The organism is Pseudomonas sp. BN102, from assembly GCF_029871245.1.
Taxonomy (GTDB): domain Bacteria; phylum Pseudomonadota; class Gammaproteobacteria; order Pseudomonadales; family Pseudomonadaceae; genus Metapseudomonas.
Genome location: NZ_SSON01000074.1, coordinates 32,880 through 49,804 on the forward strand (window position 1 = coordinate 32,880; position 16,925 = coordinate 49,804).

At 65.5% G+C, this 16,925-nt stretch carries 14 protein-coding genes; 6 read left to right on the plus strand and 8 right to left on the minus strand.

Annotation, left to right across the window (positions count from 1 at the left end):
* The first annotated feature begins 152 nt into the window (after window positions 1–152).
* Window positions 153–1,742, plus strand: coding sequence for an ABC-F family ATPase (locus E8F12_RS21105; RefSeq protein WP_280327141.1), 1,590 nt, complete (start codon window positions 153–155; stop codon window positions 1,740–1,742).
* A 183-nt stretch (window positions 1,743–1,925) separates the two neighbouring features.
* Here E8F12_RS21105 and E8F12_RS21110 read toward each other — a convergent pair whose 3' ends face one another.
* Both E8F12_RS21110 and E8F12_RS21115 read right to left on the minus strand, forming a co-directional pair.
* A complete protein-coding gene (locus E8F12_RS21110) occupies window positions 1,926–2,534 on the minus strand; it encodes an FMN-dependent NADH-azoreductase (RefSeq protein WP_280327142.1) in 609 nt (202 codons plus the stop codon).
* Between the two features lie 217 nt (window positions 2,535–2,751).
* Window positions 2,752–3,258, minus strand: coding sequence for a DUF1993 domain-containing protein (locus E8F12_RS21115; RefSeq protein WP_280327143.1), 507 nt, complete (start codon window positions 3,256–3,258; stop codon window positions 2,752–2,754).
* Between the two features lie 151 nt (window positions 3,259–3,409).
* On the opposite strand from E8F12_RS21115, the gene E8F12_RS21120 reads away from it, so the two are divergent.
* The 4 genes from E8F12_RS21120 (at window position 3,410) to E8F12_RS21135 (ending at window position 6,589) form a co-directional block, all read left to right on the plus strand.
* Window positions 3,410–4,318 carry a LysR substrate-binding domain-containing protein gene (locus E8F12_RS21120; protein ID WP_280327144.1) on the plus strand — a complete coding sequence of 303 codons (909 nt, stop codon included), beginning with the start codon at window positions 3,410–3,412 and terminating at the stop codon, window positions 4,316–4,318.
* 96 nt (window positions 4,319–4,414) lie between these two features.
* Complete coding sequence (locus E8F12_RS21125) at window positions 4,415–5,596, plus strand: MFS transporter (RefSeq protein ID WP_280327145.1); 1,182 nt, start codon at window positions 4,415–4,417, stop codon at window positions 5,594–5,596.
* A gap of 16 nt (window positions 5,597–5,612) precedes the next feature.
* Window positions 5,613–5,960, plus strand: a complete 348-nt coding sequence (locus E8F12_RS21130) for an MmcQ/YjbR family DNA-binding protein (protein ID WP_280327146.1) — start codon at window positions 5,613–5,615, stop codon at window positions 5,958–5,960.
* 71 nt (window positions 5,961–6,031) lie between these two features.
* Window positions 6,032–6,589, plus strand: coding sequence for a putative glycolipid-binding domain-containing protein (locus E8F12_RS21135; protein ID WP_280327147.1), 558 nt, complete (start codon window positions 6,032–6,034; stop codon window positions 6,587–6,589).
* Window positions 6,590–6,726: 137 nt separating this feature from the next.
* On the opposite strand, the gene E8F12_RS21140 is transcribed toward E8F12_RS21135, so the two are convergent.
* The 6 genes from E8F12_RS21140 to E8F12_RS21165 form a co-directional block, all read right to left on the minus strand.
* A complete protein-coding gene (locus E8F12_RS21140) occupies window positions 6,727–9,786 on the minus strand; it encodes an efflux RND transporter permease subunit (RefSeq protein ID WP_280327148.1) in 3,060 nt (1,019 codons plus the stop codon).
* Window positions 9,783–10,799 (minus strand): efflux RND transporter periplasmic adaptor subunit, encoded by a 1,017-nt coding sequence (locus tag E8F12_RS21145; RefSeq protein ID WP_280327149.1) that lies wholly within the window; start codon window positions 10,797–10,799, stop codon window positions 9,783–9,785. Before E8F12_RS21145 ends, E8F12_RS21140 begins: the two co-directional genes overlap by 4 nt.
* A 112-nt stretch (window positions 10,800–10,911) precedes the next feature.
* Complete coding sequence (locus E8F12_RS21150) at window positions 10,912–11,691, minus strand: ABC transporter permease (RefSeq protein WP_280291847.1); 780 nt, start codon at window positions 11,689–11,691, stop codon at window positions 10,912–10,914.
* Window positions 11,688–12,620 carry an ABC transporter ATP-binding protein gene (locus tag E8F12_RS21155; RefSeq protein ID WP_280327150.1) on the minus strand — a complete coding sequence of 311 codons (933 nt, stop codon included), beginning with the start codon at window positions 12,618–12,620 and terminating at the stop codon, window positions 11,688–11,690. Before E8F12_RS21155 ends, E8F12_RS21150 begins: the two co-directional genes overlap by 4 nt.
* A gap of 127 nt (window positions 12,621–12,747) precedes the next feature.
* Window positions 12,748–13,368: a glutathione S-transferase gene (locus E8F12_RS21160; RefSeq protein ID WP_280327151.1), complete on the minus strand. Its 621-nt coding sequence runs from the start codon at window positions 13,366–13,368 to the stop codon at window positions 12,748–12,750.
* Between the two features lie 235 nt (window positions 13,369–13,603).
* Window positions 13,604–14,266, minus strand: a complete 663-nt coding sequence (locus E8F12_RS21165; RefSeq protein ID WP_280327152.1) for a transglutaminase family protein — start codon at window positions 14,264–14,266, stop codon at window positions 13,604–13,606.
* Window positions 14,267–14,418: 152 nt separating this feature from the next.
* Here E8F12_RS21165 and E8F12_RS21170 point away from each other — a divergent pair, with 152 nt between their 5' ends.
* Complete coding sequence (locus E8F12_RS21170; RefSeq protein WP_280327153.1) at window positions 14,419–16,866, plus strand: acyl-CoA dehydrogenase; 2,448 nt, start codon at window positions 14,419–14,421, stop codon at window positions 16,864–16,866.
* The last annotated feature ends 59 nt before the right edge of the window (window positions 16,867–16,925 follow it).

Sequence of the window (16,925 nt, forward strand, 5' to 3'; positions counted from 1 at the left end):
AGGCTAGCGCTGGAAGTTGACGGTTTTGCGACGCTCTCGCAACTGCGCCGATCAAGGCCCCGGTCCGACAACCGATCCCCCCGAAGCCCATCGAAAAGGCTACAATCTCGCCTTTTTTGCGCGCGAGCGCCTAGCCAGCCCAGGATTCAACTGTGATCTCCACCGCCAATATCACCATGCAGTTCGGCCCCAAGCCGCTGTTCGAGAACGTTTCCGTCAAATTCGGCAACGGCAACCGCTACGGCCTGATCGGCGCCAATGGCTGCGGCAAGTCGACTTTCATGAAGATCCTCGGCGGTGATCTGGAGCCGTCCGGCGGCCAGGTGATGCTGGAGCCCAACGTGCGCCTCGGCAAGCTGCGCCAGGACCAGTTCGCCTACGAAGACTTCAGTGTGATCGACACCGTGATCATGGGGCACGAGGAGCTGTGGCGGGTCAAGGCCGAGCGCGATCGTATCTACTCGCTGCTGGAAATGAGCGAGGAAGACGGCATGGCGGTGGCCGAGCTGGAGACCGAGTTCGCCGAGATGGACGGCTACACCGCCGAATCCCGCGCCGGTGAACTGCTGCTTGGCCTGGGCATCCCGCTGAGCCAGCATTTCGGCCCGATGAGCGAAGTCGCCCCCGGCTGGAAGCTGCGCGTGCTGCTGGCCCAGGCGCTGTTCTCGGACCCGGAGGTGCTGCTGCTGGACGAGCCGACCAACCACCTGGATATCAACACCATCCGCTGGCTGGAAAACATCCTCACGGTGCGTAACAGCACCATGATCATCATTTCCCACGACCGCCACTTCCTGAACAGTGTGTGCACCCATATGGCGGATCTGGACTACGGCGAGCTGCGCCTGTTCCCGGGCAACTACGACGAGTACATGACCGCCGCGACCCAGTCGCGTGAGCAACTGCTGGCCGACAACGCGAAGAAGAAGGCGCAGATCGCCGAGCTGCAGACCTTCGTCAGCCGCTTCTCCGCCAACGCCTCGAAGGCCAAGCAGGCCACTTCACGCGCCAAGCAGATCGACAAGATCCAGCTGGCCGAGGTCAAGCCGTCCAGCCGCGTCAGCCCCTTCATCCGCTTCGAGCAGCACAAGAAGCTACACCGCCAGGCAGTGACCGTGGAGAAGCTGGCCAAGGGCTTCGAGGACAAGCAACTGTTCAAGGGCCTGGACCTGCAGATCGAAGCCGGCGAGCGTGTGGCCATCATCGGCCCCAACGGCATCGGCAAGACCACCCTGCTGCGCACCCTGGTCGGCGAGATGACCCCGGACGCCGGCAACGTGAAGTGGACCGAAAGCGCGGATCTGGGCTACTACGCCCAGGACCACGCCCATGATTTCGAAGACGACGTCACCCTGTTCGACTGGATGGCCCAGTGGACCCAGGGCGGCGAGCAGCTGGTGCGCGGCACCCTCGGCCGCATGCTGTTCTCCAACGACGAGATCCTCAAGTCGGTGAAGGTGATCTCCGGCGGCGAGCAGGGTCGCATGCTGTTCGGCAAGCTGATCCTGAAGAAGCCCAACGTGCTGGTGATGGACGAACCCACCAACCACCTGGACATGGAATCCATCGAGGCGCTCAACCTGGCGCTGGAGAACTATCCGGGCACCCTGGTTTTCGTCAGCCACGACCGCGAGTTCGTCGGCTCCCTGGCCACCCGCATCATCGAGCTGTCGGAAAACGGCGTGACCGACTTCAGCGGCACCTACGACGACTACCTGCGTAGCCAGGGTGTGATTGTCTGACCGCACTGGCTTGGCTCTTTGTAGGGGCGAATTCATTCGCCAACCGGACCGAAGGTTCGGCCTTCAAGACTTCAGGGGGCAGCTTCGCCGCCCTTGGCGAATGAATTCGCCCCTACAGGAATATTGCCTCCTGAAACGACAAAGCCCCGCAATTGCGGGGCTTTGCCGTTTCAGGCTGGTAGATCAGGCAGCGACGAACAGCCCGCCGATCTGCGTTCGGGCGCCACTGATGGCGTTGGCGCGCGGCTCTTCACCGTAGGCCAGGCCTTCGGCGCGGACGATCTCGATGTCGGTCACGCCGAGGAAGTTCAGCACCAGCTTCAGGTAGTCCTCGTGGGCCTGGCCGGTGACCTGGCCGGAATGGATGCCACCGGAGGTTGAAACGATCACTACCTTCTTGCCGACGGCCAGGCCTTCGGGACCGTTCTCGGTGTAGCGGAAGGTCTTGCCGGCGATGGCGATGCGGTCGATCCAGGCTTTCAGCTGGGTCGGAATGGTGAAGTTGTACATCGGCGCGCCGATGACGATGGCGTCGGCGGCGAGGAATTCGTTCAGGGTGGTTTCACCCAGTTCGGCTTCGTGCTTCTGCGCGGCGTCACGCAGTTCGGACGGGGTGCCACCGGCGACCAGGCTCAGCGCCGACAGGTGGCTCAGGGCATCGCCGGCCAGGTCGCGGTAGGTGACCTTGGCGGCCGGCTCGGCGGCTTCCCAGGCTTCGACCACGGCGCGGCTGAGCTGACGGGAGGCGGAGGCGTCGCCGAGAATGCTGGAATCGAGGTGCAGGAGTTTCATGGAAGGTTCCCTCAGTTGGGCGATCGGCGACGGCCGATCGGGATGGGGGTAATCCTATCCATGTCGATAAAGACTGATTAGCCAGCAATTTCGTGATTCAGCGTCCCACTGGCAGAACAAACTCAGGTCGTCGGTTGGGCAGAACTCCGCGAAGCCCAACAGCCCCATGCACGGAACCGTTGGGCTTCGCTGCGCTCAGCGCCAACCTACCAGAGCGTCAGACGCCGCCCAGGTAATCCATCTTGCCCACGTCCACGCCGTTATGGCGGAGGATGGCGTAGGCGGCGGTGAGGTGGAAATAGAAGTTTGGCAGGGCGAAGTTGAGCAGGTAGTCGCGGCCGCTGAAGCTGAGATCGCCATTGCGCATCTTCAACACCACGGTGCGGCTTTCGCTGCCTTCCAGTTGGGCGGCGTCGATGCCCTTGATGAACGCCTGGGTCTTGGCGATGCGCGCTTGCAGTTCCTCGAAGCTGGCTTCGGTGTCGGCCCAGCTCGGCACCTCGACGCCAGCCAGGCGGGCCGCGCAGCCCTTGGCCATATCGCTGGCGATCTGCACCTGGCGCGCCAGAGGATACATGTCCGGCGCCAGTCGCGATTCGATGAACACCTGGGGCTCGATGCCGCGGGCCTGGGCATTGGCTTCGGCCTTCTTGAGGATGTTGGACAGATTGTTGAGCATGCGCGCCAGTACCGGGATGGACGCCTCGTACATGGACAAGGACATGGTGATCGCTCCGTTATCGGGTGGGTGGAAGAGGATCAGGTATAGCCCCTGGCAGGCCCGTCGGCAATCGGCGGCCGAGTCCCGCCAAACAAAGCAATGGCGCAGGAAACCTGCCCGGTGCGATAGTTCGTCCCACCCGCAGGACGAAGCCATGCAAGACCTCAACGACCTCTTCTATTTCGCCAAAGTCGTCGAGCACGGCGGTTTCTCCTCCGCCGGCCGCCTGCTGGGGGTGCCCAAGTCGCGCCTCTCGCGGCGCATCGCCGAGCTGGAGACGCGCCTGGGCGTGCGCCTGCTGCAGCGCACCACCCGCAAGCTAGCGCTGACCGATGTCGGCGAGCGCTACCTGCGCCACTGCCAGGCCATGCTCGCCGAAGCCGAACAGGCCGACGAGGCGGTGGCCAGCCTCACCGCCGAGCCCCGCGGCCGCCTGCGGGTGTCCTGCCCAACCGAGATGGCGCACTCGCTGCTGAAGACCGCCATCGCCGAATTCCTCCAGCGCTACCCTCTGGTTCAACTGGACCTGATCCTCACCAACCGCCGCGTGGACTTGCGCGAGGAAGGCGTGGACGTGGCCCTGCGGGTGCGCGAGGAAGGTGACGAGGACCCGTCGCTGATCGCCCGTCCGCTGAGCCCGGCCAAGGCATTCCTGGTGGCAGCCCCCAGCCTGTTGGAAGGCATCGCCATCAAGACCCCGGACGATCTGCAGAAACTGCCCGCCCTTGGCGCCCTGGAGGCCGACCGGCGCATCCACCATCCGCTGCGCGACAGCAACGGCAACCGTCGCGAGGTGGTGCTGGAAGCCCGCCTGGGCATCGAGGATTTCGATGTGCGCAAGCACGCCGTGCTGGCCGGCCTGGGCTTCAGCATGCTGCCGGAGATGAACTGCGACGCCGAACTGCGCAATGGCAGCCTGGTACGCCTGCTGCCGGACTGGGACCTGCCGAGTGGCTACCTGCGGGCCGTCTACACCCATAGGCGCGGCATGCTGCCGGCGGTACGCGCCTGGATCGAGCACCTGGCAGTAAGCTTCCCCCACGAGCGCTACCCCACCGTCTGAGTCATCCGGCAGCAAGACAACCATTAGCTAGCTTTCTTTGTCGGCCCGAGTCGGGGATCATGGGCGGCGCCCTCCTCCCCCTTTCCAGGTTCTGCCATGAGCACGCCACGGCCGTCCGCGTCCTCCACCACCCTGCAGATCATCACCGTCGTCTTCTTCACCTTCATCAGCTTCTTCTGCGTCGGCCTGCCGATCGCCGTGCTGCCCGGCTACGTGCACGACGACATGGGCTATGGCTCGGTGATGGCGGGCATCGTCATCAGTACCCAGTACCTCGCTACCCTGCTCTCCCGCCCCATGTCCGGCAGCCTGGCCGATCGCCTGGGCGCCAAGCGCGCGGTCATGTACGGCATGGCCTGCTGCGGACTCTCCGGGGTGTTGACGCTGCTCTCCACCAGCCTCGCGCAGTTCCCGCTGGCGAGCCTCGGCCTGTTGCTGGGCGGACGGGTGCTGCTGGGCATCGGCCAGGGCCTGGTGGGCACCGGCTCCATCAGCTGGGGCGTGGGTCTGGTGGGTGCGGAGAACATGGCGCGGGTGATTTCCTGGAACGGAATCGCCTCCTACGGCGCGGTGGCCATCGGTGCGCCGCTGGGCGTGGTGATGGTGGACACCCTGGGGCTGTGGAGCATCGGCGGACTGATGGCCCTGCTCTGCGCCATCGCCCTGCTGCTGGCCTGGCCGAAGCGCCCAGCGCCCATCGTCCACGGCGAGCGACTCCCCTTCACTAACGTTTTCCTGCGCATCGCCCCCAACGGCACGGCGCTGGCCCTGGGCTCCATCGGCTTCGGCACCCTGGCCACCTTCATCACCCTGTATTACGCCAGCGTCGGCTGGGAAGGCGCCGCCTACTGCCTGACGGCCTTCGGCTGCGCCTTCATCGGCGCGCGGCTGCTGTTCGTCAACAGCATCAAGCACCTCGGCGGCTACCGCGTGGCGATCGCCTGCCTGACGGTGGAAAGCCTCGGCCTGTTCCTGCTGTGGCTGGCGCCGACGCCCTGGATGGCCCTGGCCGGCGCGGCGCTGACCGGTTTCGGCCTGTCGCTGGTCTATCCTGCCCTCGGCGTCGAGGCGGTCACCCGCATCCCGGCCGCAAGCCGCAGTTCGGCCCTGGGCGCCTACGCGGTATTCTTCGACCTGGCCCTGGGTATCGCCGGGCCACTGATGGGCGCCATTGCCAGCGGCGCGGGCTTCGCCGCGATATTCCTGGTAGCTGCACTGATGGCGCTGACCGGCATGCTGCTGAGCCTGTGGCTGCTGCGCAGCGAATCGACAACCTGAAGGAACAGGAGCACCCATGACCCCCGATCAAGTCGCCGCTTTCTGCCTGCAACTGCCCGGCGCCCGGGAGGACCTCAAGTGGGGCAGCAACCGGGTATTCTCGGTGGCCGGAAACAAGATGTTCGCCATCCTCGACTTCATGGGTGATGGCCTGACCTTCAAGGTCGACAAGGAACTGTTCCTCGGTTACGTCGACCGCCCCGGTATCCGCCCCGCTCCCTATCTGGCTCGCGCCCACTGGATCGCCATGCAGCGCCCCTACCCCATGGGCGAGCATGAACTGCGCGAGCTGATCACCCGCTCCCACCAGTTAGTGGTTTCCCGCCTGCCGAAGATTCGCCAGGTGGGGCTGCGGCTGGACTGAACCCTGCCCCTTCCAATTGCTACCCTTGTCCCAGGACTTGCGCGCACTCGAGCGCCACGAGGCTTGAACCGATGAGAACCACCGCTCTCTGGACCCACCTGTGGAACACGCGGGCGCCCACCCAGGGCCTCGAGGACTTCCGCCTGGAGGGGCGTCGGGTGGACAGCGGCATGCTGGCGTTCGACGACGACGGCAAGTGCTACCGCCTGAACTACATCCTGGAATACGAGAAAGGCTGGGAACCGCGGGCATTCAATGCCACGGTGCGCGACGCGCGCGGCAGCCGCAGCCTGGTCCTGCGCCGCGACGGCCTGCACTGGTTCGACGGCGACGGCCGCAAGCTGCCGGAGCTGTCCGGCAGCCTCGACCTGGATCTCTGGCCCACCCCCTTCACCAACAGCCCGAGCATCTGGCGGCTGTTCCTCAATCCCGGCGAGCGCCGTGAGATAGAGGTGGTGTTCGTCGAGGCGCCGCAGCTGACGGTTCGGCGCATGCGTCAGGCCTACACCCGCCTGGACCATGGCCATTACCTCTACCAGAACCTCGATGGCAGTGGCTTCGAGGCGGTACTGACCCTGGACGAGGATGGGCTGGTGAACCGCTATCCGAAGTTCTTTCAGCGGTTGTGAGAAGGGGGAATTGGCTGTTGTAGGGGCGATTTCAATCGCCAAGCAGACCGAAGGTCTGCCTGCCGGAGGTGTCGGGGGCAGCTTCGCCGCCCTTGGCGAATGAATTCGCCCCTACAGGAAAGGCCCTACGCCAGGGCTCAGGCCGGCGCTGCTTCCAGCTTGTGGATCGGCCGCCAGCGGCGCAGCTGCTGGTAGAGGGTCGGCACCACGAAGAGGGTGAAGAAGGTGCCCACCAGCAGCCCGCCGACAATCACCATGCCGATCTGCTGCCGACTCTCGCCGCCGGCGCCGCTGGCGATGGCCAGGGGCACCGAGCCCAGCACCATGGCGCCGGTGGTCATGAGGATCGGCCGCAGGCGCTTCACCGAGGCCTCCAGCACCGCTTCGTGCAGCTCCATGCCCTGGCGCAGCAGCTGGTTGGCGAACTCGACGATGAGGATGCCATGCTTGGTGATCAGCCCGATCAGCGTGACCATGCCCACCTGGGAGTAGATGTTCAGGGTGCCGCCGAAAAAGGTCAGGGCCAGCAGCGCGCCGGCCATGGACAGGGGCACGCTGAAGAGGATGATCAGCGGGTCGATGAAGCTTTCGAACTGCGCCGCCAGCACCAGGTAGATGAACACCAGGGCCAGGGCGAAGATCAGCGCCACGCCTGTACTCGCGTCCTTGAAGTCCCTTGAGGTGCCGGTGTAGTCGAACTGGGTATCAGGGGGGAATATGGCCCGCGCCGCTTCTTCCAGATGGTCCAGTGCCTCGCCCAGGGTGTAGCCGGAGCCGACGTTGGCGGTGACGGTCACCGCGCGTAGCTGGTTGAAGTGGTTCAGCTCGCGGGGCGCCACGGTCTCGCGAATCTCGATCAGGTTGGCCAGTTGCACCATGCTGTCGTTGCGCCCGCGCACGTAGACGCGGTTGAGGTCTTCCGGGTTGCTGCGGTCGACGTTGGCCAGCTGCACCAGCACGTCGTACTGCTCGCCGTTCTGCTTGAAGCGGGTCACCTGGCGGCTGCCGAACAGGCTTTCCAGGCTGCGGCCGATGGCGGCGACGTCCGTGCCCACCGCCACCGCCTGCTCGCGGTTGACCGTGACCTTGAGCTGCGGCGAGTTGAGCTTGAGGTCGCTGTCCAGGCTTTCCAGCCCCGGGTAGTCGCGCACCCGCTCCATCAGTTGGTCGACGTACTTCTGCAGCTCGCTGTACTCCAGGGAGGAGCGGACCACGAAGTTCACCGGCTGGTTGCGCGCGCTCTGCCCCAGGGGTGGCCGGTTGATCGGGAAGGCGCGCACGCCGGGGATGTCGCGCAGCTTGGGCAGCAACTCGTCACGGATCTCGAACTGGGTGCGGTCACGGGAGTCCCAAGGCTCCAGCTTCATGAACGACAGACCCTGGGCCACCGTGGGGAAGCCCACCACCACCATGTAGCGGTGGGTTTCCGGGATCGAGCGGTAGGCGTCTTCCAGCATCTTCGCGTAGCGACTGGTGTACTCGATGGTGGCGCCGTCGGGACCATTGATGGAGCCGACTATGGTGCCGGTGTCCTCGGTGGGCGCCAGTTCGCTGCGCAGGCCGCTGAACATCACCAGGCACAGGACCAGGATGGCCACCAGCACGCCGATGATCAGCACCCAGGCATGCAGCACCCGCTCCAGCAAGTGGCGATAGCCGTAGGTCAGGCCGTGGAGGAAGCTCTCCACGAGGTTGTACAGCTTGCCGTGCTGCTGGGGCGCATAAGGCTTGAGCAGTTGCCCGCACATCATCGGCGACAGGGTCAGGGCGACGAAGCCGGACACCAGCACCGCGCCGGCCAGGGTCCAGGAGAATTCGGTGAAGAGCTTGCCCGAGGTGCCCTGCATGAAACCGATGGGGGCATAGACGGCGGCCAGGGTCAGGGTCATGGCGATCACCGCGAAAGCGATCTCGCGGCTGCCCTTGTAGGCCGCCTGCAGCGGCGACATGCCTTCCTCGATATGCCGGTGGATGTTCTCCAGCACCACGATGGCGTCGTCCACCACCAGGCCGATGGCGAGCACCATGGCCAGCAGGGTCAAGGTGTTGATGGAGAAGCCCAGCAGCACCATCAGGCTGAAGGCGCCGATCAGCGACACCGGAATGGTCACCAGGGGAATCAGGGTGGCGCGCAGGGAGCGCAGGAACAGGAAGATGATCAGGATCACCAGCCCCACTGCTTCCCAGATCGTGGTGTAGACGTTGTCGATGGACTCGCGGATGAACAGTGAGTTGTCGTTGGCGATGTCCATCTTCATGCCGTCCGGCAGGAGCGCGCGGACTTCCGGTAGCGCGGCGTTCAGCCCATCGGAGATCTCCAGCGGGTTGGCCGTGGCCTGGCGCACCAGGCCGAGGGACACCGCCGAGCGGCCGTTGAAGCGCACGATGCTGCGCACGTCCGCCGCGCCTATCTCGGCATGGCCGACGTCGGCCAGGCGCAACAGGTAGCCGCGCTGGTCGTTGAGGATCAGGTCGTTGAATTCCTCGGGGGTGCGCAGGTCGGTTTCCGAGAGCACGCTGAACTCGCGCTGCACCGACTCGATGCGTCCGGCGGGAATCTCCACGTTCTGCCGGCGCAGGGCGTCCTCCACGTCCTGCACGGTGAGGTCATGGGCGGCGAGCTTTTCCGGGTCCAGCCAGATGCGCATGGCGAAGCGCCGGGCGCCGCGGATCTGCACTTCGGACACGCCGGGAATGGTCTGCAGGCGGTCGCGCACCACCCGCTCCAGCACGTCGGTGATCTCCATCGCCGAGTGCTGCTCGCTGTAGAAGGCAATCCAGATCACCGGCTGGGCGTCGGCCTCGACCTTCTGCACTATGGGTTCGTTGATCTCGTCCGGCAGCAGGCCGCGCACCCGGCCCAGGCGGTCGCGCACATCGTTGGCCGCCTCGTCGGCATTGGTGCCGAGGCGGAACTGGGCGGTGATCTGGGTGTTTTCCGAGCGGCTGATGGAGGCGACGAAGTCCAGGCCCTCGATGCCCGAGAGCACGTCCTCGATGGGCTGCGCTACCTGGGACTCCATGATCTCGGGGCTGGCGCCGGGGTAGATGATGTTGACCGTGACGATCGGCACATCGATGTTGGGGTATTCCCGCACCGCCAGCCGCTGGTAGGCCAGCAGCCCGAGCAGGACCAGAATCAGCGACAGGACGGTGGCGAACACCGGCCTGCGGATGCACACATCTGAGAGGGTCATACCCCACCTCGCGCTACGGTGCGGACCTCCAGCCCGGGGCTGACCTTCTGCCAGCCCGCGGTGATGACCTGCTCATTGCCCTGCAGGCCTTCGCGTACCTCGGCCTTGCCGCGCAGGCGCTGGCCGATCTTGATCTGTCGCCGCTCCACCTTGCCGTCCACCACCAGGTTGACGAACAGCTGCTGCCCCACAGGCATCACCGCCTCCTCGGGGATCAGCAAGGCCTCTGGGCGCTCGGCGAGGATCACCGAGACCTTGACGAACTGGCCGGGCTTGAGGCGATGGTCTTCGTTGCGAATCTGCGCACGGATCGCCTGGCTGCGGCCGACTTCGTCAAGGCGCGGGTTGAGGGCGATGATCTCGCCGCGGAAGCGTTCGCCCGGATAGGCATCCAGGCTGATCTCCACCGTCTGGCCGAGATTCACCTGGCTGACCGCCTTCTGCGGGATTCGGAAGTCGAGCTTGAGCGGGTCCAGCACCTCCAGGTTGACCATGTCCTGGCCGGCGCTCAGGTAGTCGCCGACGCTCACCTGGCGCAGGCCGAGGGTGCCATTGTAGGGCGCGCGGATCTGCGTCTTGTCCAGGCGCGCCTGGGCCAGGGCCAGGCTGGCGCGGGCGGCCTGCTCCTGGGACATGGATTCGTCCTGGGCCTGGGCATTGCTGGCGCCACGGCTGAACAGCATCTTCGCGCGCTGGTAGCTCTTTTCCGCAAGGTCCAGGTTGGCGCGGGCCTGGGCCAGCTCGGCGCGGGCGATGGCGTCATCCAGGCTGACCAGCAGCGTGCCACCCTTGACCTGCTCCCCTTCGCGGAAATGCAGGGCTGCCACCCGCCCTTCGATCTCCGGGCGGATCATCACCGACTCGTCGGAGCGCAGCGAACCGAAGGTCACCAGTTCGTCGCGCACCAATGCCCGCTGCGGCTCGGCCACTTCCACCAGGGGCGCCTCCTGGGCCAGGGCGGAAACGGCGGCGATCGTCCCGAGCAACAGCCAAGCACTGCGACGGACCTTCATTTGAAGCCTCTGAGACTGACGCTAGGGGGCAAGGAAGTCTGCCGACTGTATCGGCAGACTTCGATCAGCGGCATCCAGAAGATAATGCCACTCTGTGTCGCTTTGTTTCGCCTTACTGACGCATGCCGCGCCCGCTCACCAGCAGGTGGATGCAGGCGACGTAGAGAACGGCCATGGTCAGCAGCATCAGGGCGATGGCGACGCCGATATTGATGTCGGAAACGCCGAGGATGCCATAACGGAAGGCGTTGACCATGTGCAGGATCGGGTTGCCCAGGGACACCGTCTGCCAGAACGGCGGCAGCAGGTTGATCGAGTAGAACACGCCACCCAGGTAGGTCAGCGGGGTCAGCACGAAGGTCGGGATGATCGAGATGTCGTCGAAGTTGCGCGCGTAGACGGCGTTGATGAAGCCACCCAGGGAGAAGATGGTGGCGGTCAGCAGCACCACCAGCGCCGTCACCCCGATGTGGTGCACCGAGAGTTTGGTGAAGAACAGCGACAGGAAGGTGACGATCACCCCCACCGCCAGCCCGCGCAGCACGCCGCCGATGGTGTAGCCGAGGAGGATGGTGTGCGGCGACACCGGTGACACCAGCAGCTCCTCCACCGAACGCTGGAACTTGCTGCCGAAGAAGCTGGAGACCACGTTGCTGTAGGAGTTGGTGATGACCGACATCATGATCAGCCCGGGGACGATGTAGTCCATGTAGCTGAAGCCGCCCATCTCGCCGATCTGCCGTCCGATCAGGTTGCCGAAGATGACGAAGTACAGGGCCATGGTGATGGCCGGGGGCAGCAGGGTCTGCGGCCAGATACGGGTGAAACGACGGACTTCGCGATAGACGATGGTATTCAGGGCGACCAGGTTGGCGCTCAGTTCCGAACTCATAGGGCCACCTTCGCCAGGTTTTTCTCCACCAGTGACACGAACAGCTCCTCGAGGCGATTGGACTTGTTACGCATGCTCAGCACGTCGATGTTCAGCGCCGCCAACTGGCGGAACAGCTCGGTCATGCCCTGGGTCTTCTCCACCTGCACCTCCAGGGTGTGGTGGTCCACCAGGTGCGCCGGGTAGCCATTGAGCTGCGGCACCACTTCCAGGGACTCCTTGAGGTCGAGCAGGAAGGTCTCCACATGGAGCTTCTTCAGCAGCTCTTTCATGCTGGTGTGCTCGATGATCCGCCCGTGGTCGATGATGCCGATGTGGCGGCAGAGCTGCTCGGCCTCTTCCAGGTAGTGGGTGGTCAGGATGATAGTGATGCCCTGCTGGTTGAGCTCGGTGAGGAAGCTCCACATGGAGCGGCGCAGCTCGATGTCGACGCCCGCGGTGGGCTCGTCGAGGATCAGGAGGCGCGGTTGGTGGATCAGCGCGCGAGCGATCATCAGCCGGCGCTTCATGCCGCCGGACAGCTCGCGGGAGGCCGAGTCGCGCTTCTCCCACAGGCCGAGCTGGGTCAGGTACTGCTCGGCACGCTCCTTGGCGATCTTCGCCGGAATACCGTAGTAGCCCGCCTGGGTCACGACTATGTCGAAGACCTTCTCGAACTGGTTGAAATTGAACTCCTGGGGCACCACGCCGAGGCAGCGCTTGAGCGCATAGGGCGATTTGTCCAGGTCGTTGCCGAACACGTTGACCGTGCCGCTGGACTTGTTCACCAGGGTCGACAGGATGCCGATGGTGGTGGACTTGCCCGCGCCGTTGGGCCCGAGCAATGCGAAGAAGTCGCCTTCGGCCACTTCCAGGTCGATGCCCTTGAGGGCCTGGAAGCCATTGGCGTAGGTCTTGGTCAACTGCCGGATAGACAGGGCGGAAGTCATATCGGATTCGTCTGCTTCAAGGGGAAGAGGCTAGATAAGGCTGAATGCCAGCAAATTCAACTACGGATCATTGCACATCAGCCTAGGTTCGATGGAAAGGATCGGCGAACCGGGGCTCGCGACCCGCTCAGGTCAGCGCCGTCATTACCGCGTTGCGGTAGGCCGGTCGCGCCTTCAGGCGTTCATACCAGGCTTCGAGATTCGGCAGTTCGGGACGCAGGATCGGCATCTCGAACCAGGCATAGGCGAAACAGCCCAAGGGGATGTCGCCCATGGCGAAGTTCGCGCCCGACAGGTAGGGCCGCTCGGCCAAGGCGCGGTCGGGAATGGCCAGCAACTCGCCGCAGCGGGTCAGCGCGGCGTCGATCAGCGCCTGGTTGCGTTCGGCCGGCGGTGTGCGCAGGGTGCCCCAGAACAGGTCGCGGAACGGCGTGGCCAGGCTGGAAGTGACCCAGTCCATCCACTTGTCGCCCTCGGCGCGCGCCACCGGAGATTCGGGGTAGAGGCTGCCGGCGGCGTAGCGCGCGGCCAGGTAACGGACGATGGCGTTGGACTCCCAGAGCACCAGGCCATCGTCCTCGATCATCGGCACCAGGCCATTGGGATTGAGCGCCCGGTAGGCGGCCTCATTGACCAGGCCGAAGGCGCCGCCGGCGTCCAGCTGCTCACGGGCGATGCCGATTTCCTCGGCGCACCAGAGCACCTTGCGCACATTGGTGGAATTCCTTCGCCCCCAGATCTTCAGCATCACGACACTCCTCGGCCAGATGAACAGGGCCACCATTCTAGGGCGGCGGTCCCGGCGACGGAATGCCGAATCCTCCAGATCTTCTGCGCAGGTTCGCAGGATGGCCTGCACGGAGGCACCGCTCATTGTGGGGGCGATTTCAATCGCCAAGCGAACCGCAGGTTCGCCCCGCGGCCTTTCCGGGGCAGCTCCGCAGCCCTTGGCGAATGAATTCGCCCCTCAGGAAATGCCGCCCCTACGCCCTGTTCCCAGCTTCGGTATGCAGGTCGCCGGTGAGGAAGGCCGCGCCTTCCTCGAACAGGTGCGGGTAAACGACTGCCAGGTGCCCGAAGAACAGCTCTTCCGGCAGGTCGGCGAACTGGCCGTGGTCCGCCAGGTATTCCATGTAGCGCTCACCCTGGCGGTTGAAGGGGTGGAAGACGCTGTCGTGGCGACCGTCGAACTCCAGGGGCGGGACATTGAAGAGCCGGCACAAGGCGAGGTTGAAGGCCGGGGTGGCCTTGACCCAGCGGCCGTCGAGATGGAACTCGGTATAGCCGTGCATGGCGAACACCTCGCTACGCAGCAACTCCAGCAGCCTGGGCGTGGCCAGATGGTTGCGCACATCGGCCAGGCCAATGCGCGCGGGGATGCCGACATGCCGCGCGCAGGCCGCCAGCAGGATCGCCTTGGGCACGCAGTAGGACTCGCCGGCGGCCAGGGCGTGGCTGGCTTTCAAGGTCTGCGGATCGCGGCTGAACACATAAGGGTTGTAACGGATCTCGTCACGCACGGCGCGGTACAGGCAGACAGCCTGATCAGTAGGATCGGCGCTCGCGCCGCGGTGCCTTTCGGCGAACTCGACCACCAGGGGGTGGTCACTATCAACGAAGCGGCCGGGTTCCAGGTAGCACTGCATGGGGGTTCCTCCTCGGGGCATCGACCCAGTCTATAGAGGGCATTCCCGGCGGGGAAACGACGATCCGGCCAAGCTCGCCGTTTCTGTCGCCATGGTTCCGGATGGCGACTAAGCTCGTGACGGCCCCGCGCCGCCCTCAAGGAGGATCGACCATGCTGTTGCTCTGGTTACTCGCCCTGGCCTTGGGCGTTGCCTATCTCGCCCACCGCCGCAGCGCTCCCCTGCCCGCCCTGGCTCTAGTGGCCGGCTTCCTGCTGGCGATGGGGCTACTCAGCCGCGCACCGGGCTGGCTGCTGCTTCTGCTCTGGCTGCCATGGCTGGCGGTTGCCCTGCCCCTGGCGTTGTCGGAGCTGCGCCGCAAATGGCTCACCGCCCCGCTGTTCGCCTGGTTCCAGCGGGTGCTGCCGCCCATGTCCGAGACCGAGCGCGACGCCATCGAAGCCGGCACCGTCTGGTGGGATGGCGAGCTGTTCAGCGGCCGCCCGGACTGGCACAAGCTGCTGGATTCCCCGCGGCCGCAGCTGACGGAAGAGGAACAGGCCTTCCTCGACGGCCCCACCGAAGAGCTCTGCGCCATGGTCAGCGACTGGCAGATCGGCCAGCAGCTGGACCTGCCAGCCGAGGCCTGGGAGCACATCACGCGGCACGGCTTCTTCGCCCTGATCATCCCCAGGGAGTACGGCGGCAAGGGTTTCTCCGCCCTGGCCCACTCCGAGGTGGCGATGAAGCTGGCCACCCGCAGCGCCGACCTGGCGTCCACCGTGATGGTGCCGAACTCCCTCGGCCCGGCAGAACTGCTGCTGCACTACGGCACCGACCAGCAACGCCAGCATTATCTGCCGCGCCTGGCCAGCGGCGAGGACATCCCCTGCTTCGCACTCACCGGCCCACTGGCCGGCTCCGACGCCGGCGCCATGCCGGATATCGGCATCGTCTGCCGAGGTCAGTGGCAGGGACAGGAGGTCCTGGGTCTGCGCCTGACCTGGGAGAAGCGTTACATCACCCTCGGCCCGGTGGCCACCCTCCTCGGTCTGGCCTTCAAGGCCCATGACCCGGAGCATCTGCTGGGCGGCGAGGAAGACCTCGGCATCAGCTTGGCCCTGGTGCCCACCGACACCCCCGGCGTGGAGATTGGCCGGCGCCACCTGCCCCTGGGCGCGGCGTTCATGAATGGCCCCAACTCGGGCAAGGACGTATTCGTGCCCCTGGACTTCGTCATCGGCGGCCAGGCCATGCTCGGCAAGGGCTGGATGATGCTGATGAACTGCCTCTCGGTGGGCCGCTCCATTTCCCTGCCGGCGGCAGCCACGGGCACGGCCAAGTTCACCAGCCTGGTGACCGGCCAGTACTGCCAGATCCGCGAGCAGTTCAACGTGCCCCTGGCTGCCTTCGAAGGCATCCAGGAAGCCCTGGCGCGCATCGCCGGTAACGCCTGGCTGATGGACAGCGCGCGCATTCTCACCGCCAGCGCCGTGGACCTCGGCGAGAAACCCTCAGTGCTTTCGGCCATCCTCAAGTACCACCTCACCGAGCGCGGCCGCGAATGCATCGGCCACGCCATGGACGTGCATGGCGGCAAGGGCATCATCCTCGGCCCCAACAACTACCTGGGGCGCGCCTGGCAGGGGGCGCCCATTCCGATCACGGTGGAAGGCGCCAACATCCTCTCGCGCAACCTGATGATCTTTGGCCAGGGCGCCATCCGCTGCCATCCCTTCGTACTCGAGGAAATGGCCCTGGCGGGCCGCGCGGACCGCGACCAGGCGTTGGCGGAGTTCGACCAGTTGCTGCTGCGCCATATCGGTTTCGCCGTGGGCAATGCCGCCAGCAGCCTGCTGCTCGGCCTCAGCCTCGGGCGCATCGGCGACGCCCCCGGCGACAACCTCTGCCGCCCGTACTTCCGCGCCCTCAACCGCCTCGCCGCGAGCTTTGCCCTGCTGGCCGACAGCAGCATGCTGCTGCTCGGCGGCGAGCTGAAACGTCGCGAACGCCTGTCCGCGCGCCTCGGTGACGCCTTGAGCTACCTCTACCTGGCTTCGGCCGCGCTCAAGCGCTACCACGACCGCGACTACCCCGAGCACCTGCAGCCACTGCTGCGCTGGGCCCTGGAAGAGAGCCTGGGGAAGGCCGAGCAGGCCCTCGACGGACTGCTCGATAACTTCCCCAATGCCCTGATGAGCAGCCTGCTTCGGGTGCTGGTGTTCCCGCTGGGCCGCCGCCACCCTGGCCCATCGGACCGGCTGGATGCCGAAGTGGCCGGAGTGATAGGCCGCGACCGCGGCGACCCGGCCCTGGAAGAACTGCTCGCCGGTTGTTATCGACCTCGGTCCGCCGCCGACCCGGTAGGCGCATTGCAACAGGCCATCGAACTGTCGAACGCCAGCCAGGCTGCGCAGAAGAAGTTGCGGCAGGCCCTCAAGTCCGGCCAGCTCAGGCCCGCGCCGGGCGAGACCGCGATTGCCGCTGCGCTGGCGACTGGCCTAATAGAGGACAGCGAAGCGCAGCAGCTGCAGGCGGCCGAGGCAGCGCGCCGCCAGGTGATCGACGTCGACGATTTCGCCAAGGCGGACCTCGAACTCAGCGGCGGCAAGACCCGCTGAGCCCGTGGGCAGGACAGCGGGCGCCGAGGGCCTTATACTCCCGCGCCCGATCCAGCTTC

What these genes read in the sequence shown, in the direction of transcription:
- E8F12_RS21110 (WP_280327142.1), bottom strand. Translation starts at nt 2,534, where the DNA reads ATGAAACTCCTGCACCTCGATTCCAGCATTCTCGGCGACGCCTCCGCC.
- E8F12_RS21115 (WP_280327143.1), bottom strand. Translation starts at nt 3,258, where the DNA reads ATGTCCTTGTCCATGTACGAGGCGTCCATCCCGGTACTGGCGCGCATG.
- E8F12_RS21120 (WP_280327144.1), top strand. Translation starts at nt 3,410, where the DNA reads ATGCAAGACCTCAACGACCTCTTCTATTTCGCCAAAGTCGTCGAGCAC.
- E8F12_RS21125 (WP_280327145.1), top strand. Translation starts at nt 4,415, where the DNA reads ATGAGCACGCCACGGCCGTCCGCGTCCTCCACCACCCTGCAGATCATC.
- E8F12_RS21130 (WP_280327146.1), top strand. Translation starts at nt 5,613, where the DNA reads ATGACCCCCGATCAAGTCGCCGCTTTCTGCCTGCAACTGCCCGGCGCC.
- E8F12_RS21135 (WP_280327147.1), top strand. Translation starts at nt 6,032, where the DNA reads ATGAGAACCACCGCTCTCTGGACCCACCTGTGGAACACGCGGGCGCCC.
- E8F12_RS21140 (WP_280327148.1), bottom strand. Translation starts at nt 9,786, where the DNA reads ATGACCCTCTCAGATGTGTGCATCCGCAGGCCGGTGTTCGCCACCGTC.
- E8F12_RS21145 (WP_280327149.1), bottom strand. Translation starts at nt 10,799, where the DNA reads ATGAAGGTCCGTCGCAGTGCTTGGCTGTTGCTCGGGACGATCGCCGCC.
- E8F12_RS21150 (WP_280291847.1), bottom strand. Translation starts at nt 11,691, where the DNA reads ATGAGTTCGGAACTGAGCGCCAACCTGGTCGCCCTGAATACCATCGTC.
- E8F12_RS21155 (WP_280327150.1), bottom strand. Translation starts at nt 12,620, where the DNA reads ATGACTTCCGCCCTGTCTATCCGGCAGTTGACCAAGACCTACGCCAAT.
- E8F12_RS21160 (WP_280327151.1), bottom strand. Translation starts at nt 13,368, where the DNA reads ATGCTGAAGATCTGGGGGCGAAGGAATTCCACCAATGTGCGCAAGGTG.
- E8F12_RS21165 (WP_280327152.1), bottom strand. Translation starts at nt 14,266, where the DNA reads ATGCAGTGCTACCTGGAACCCGGCCGCTTCGTTGATAGTGACCACCCC.
- E8F12_RS21170 (WP_280327153.1), top strand. Translation starts at nt 14,419, where the DNA reads ATGCTGTTGCTCTGGTTACTCGCCCTGGCCTTGGGCGTTGCCTATCTC.